This window comes from Pseudomonas sp. JV245A (genome assembly GCF_032424515.1).
Classification (GTDB): Bacteria; Pseudomonadota; Gammaproteobacteria; order Pseudomonadales; family Pseudomonadaceae; genus Aquipseudomonas; species Aquipseudomonas protegens.
In genome coordinates this window covers 1-2,230 of the sequence record NZ_VYKE01000328.1, presented here as the reverse complement: position 1 = coordinate 2,230, position 2,230 = coordinate 1, and the positions used below count along the sequence as shown (strand labels likewise).

Sequence of the window (2,230 nt, the reverse complement as noted above, 5' to 3'; positions counted from 1 at the left end):
TGTCGCCATCACCGCCGAAACGCGAGCTGTCGCTGTCGCTGCTGCTGCCGGAAGAGTCGCTGTCCAGGGAGCTGCTGTGCAGCTCGCTGCCGCAGTGCACCAGGGTGGCGCTGCCGCCGTTGTCGGTCAGGCGGCGCAGGGACTGGCAGTCGGCGACGTAGTGAAAGCCCCCGGCGATCTTCAGCTTGGCGTCTAGGGCGAACAGCAGTGGCAGGCGGCTGGGCTGGGCCGGGTTGATGTTCTCTTCCAGGCAGGCCTGGCGCCAGACCCGGCGCAGGCCGTTGTCGCTTTGTTGCGCGGCGTTCTGGCCGAGCACCGCCGCCGGGGTGTGGTGGAGGAACTGGCCGAAGGCCTGGTTGCAGAACTGCTGGTAGTCCCGGGTATGCAAGATGAATTCGTGCCACAGGTCGTCCACCACCTGGGACGGCATCGACACGTAGCGCTGGCCGCTCTTGAGGTAGGCGAGAAAGAACTGGCGCAAGCCCTGGGCCACCAGCTGGCAGTCCTTGAGGTTCAGGTGCGGGTGCTGGGTGCGCAGGGGCTCGAACAAGCGCGGCGGCAGGGTGAAATTGCGGATGTGGGCTTCCCGACGCAAGGCCGTGAGGGCTTTCTGACGGCGCCAGAACACCAGGATCAGGGCCAGGGCCACCACTGCGGGCAAGATCAACAGCATGTTCGGTCTCCGCCGGAAAAAGTGCCGAGACAGTGGCGCAATGCGGCGTTTTATTCAAGCCATCGCCGTGCGCCTGCTGCCGGTGGTGGGGATCGGGGACACAGGCCGGGAAAAGTCCATCAGGGCCAACCAGCACTTCTATCTTCTGCTTATTGCCGGACCACGACTTGGCTGGCCAGGGTTTACACACCACACGGAAGTCACCCCATGAAAGCACGCAGAACCTCCATTGCCGTTGCCATCGGCCTCGCCGGCCTGTGCCTGTTGCCCACGGTGCAGGCCGACCAGGGCAGCGACACGGTGGCCCGCCTCAACCAGTTGTACAACGACACCCGCCAGGATTGCGGCGGCCCGTCGAAACCGGCATTCCTGTGTTCCGGGGTGCTGTTTCGCGCCACCTGGCCGTCCACCGACTACCAGTTCTACAGCATCAGCCCTAAAAGCCAGGCCAGCGGCGGCGTATCGGCGTCCTACCTGCGCAAGGATTCGAAGTTCCGCAAGCTGGCCTACGGACTGCAGAGCGGCTTCATCTTCGACACCATCTTCGGCAACCCCAAGGATCACCAGGACTATGCGGTGCTCTGTTCCTTCCCCATCGACGCTGCCACCGACGACCGCGGGCAGCAGGGCTGCACCGACTCGCGGCGCACCCCGGGCAATGTCGAGAAGTACTGCCACGAAATTGGTGTGACCACCGCCGAGCAATGGGGCGCCAACTACCGACAGAACCGTGGCGACCACTCGCGCCAGTGTTCCTTCGATGTACGTGACGAACGCAACAGCGCCGCCGGCCCGGCGTTCTACCAGAGCATCCGTTCCATGGCGCAGATCGCCGCAGAATCCTTCGGCACTCAGAATGAGCTGCGCCTGGCCAAGTGGGAGGAAAAACCGCCGCAATCGCCCTCGATCCTGGCCCTGTTCTACACCGAGGATGGCGGCCTGGAAGGTGCGCGGCTGAACCAGATCCAGTGGTACAAGGCCGTGCAGCAGTATCTGCCGGTGATCAACATGAAGCTGCCGCAGACGCCGGCGCAGGACGCGAGTTTCGTCTACGACAACAAGAAGCAGGTGATCTACCCGATCACCGAGAAGAACAGCTGCGATCGCTATGTGCAGAGTGCGGTGTGGATCGAACGTGATGACCCGGGCTTCGGCAAGAAAGTCATGACCCTGGAAGTCACGCCCACCGATTGCGGGCGCAACGTCAAGGACAACCAGACCAACAACTTCTTCAACGAACTGGCCAGCGACCACTACCTGGACGCCCAGTGGAAGAACAACCCGGACAACCGCGACAGCAGCGTGGGCAGCATGCGCCGGCAACTGGTCTGCCACTTCAATATTGCGCGCAACAAGCCGGAGTGGAACCTGGAGCCTTCACGGCCCTACACCTCCAACGAAGACTCCATCGCCAAGGGCTGCAACAACACCTGAGGCCCGCCAGACCGCCTTCGCCGGCAAGCCGGCTCCTACGGGCTCCCCGCACTATCACCGGCCACCGTAGGAGCTGGCTTGCCAGCGAAGAGGCCCGCAAGACCGCCCCCGTCGGCAAGCCCG

The 2,230-nt window shown here is 63.8% G+C and carries 2 protein-coding genes; one reads left to right on the top strand and one right to left on the bottom strand.

What is annotated here, in order from left to right:
* On the bottom strand, positions 1-673 hold a 673-nt coding region (locus tag F6S12_RS31255), incomplete at its 3' end, for a hypothetical protein (protein WP_315869808.1).
* Between the two features lie 207 nt (positions 674-880).
* On the opposite strand from F6S12_RS31255, the gene F6S12_RS31250 reads away from it, so the two are divergent.
* On the top strand, positions 881-2,107 hold the full coding sequence (locus F6S12_RS31250; protein ID WP_053150880.1) for a DUF2599 domain-containing protein: 1,227 nt from the start codon (positions 881-883) through the stop codon (positions 2,105-2,107).
* Positions 2,108-2,230: the final 123 nt, after the last annotated feature.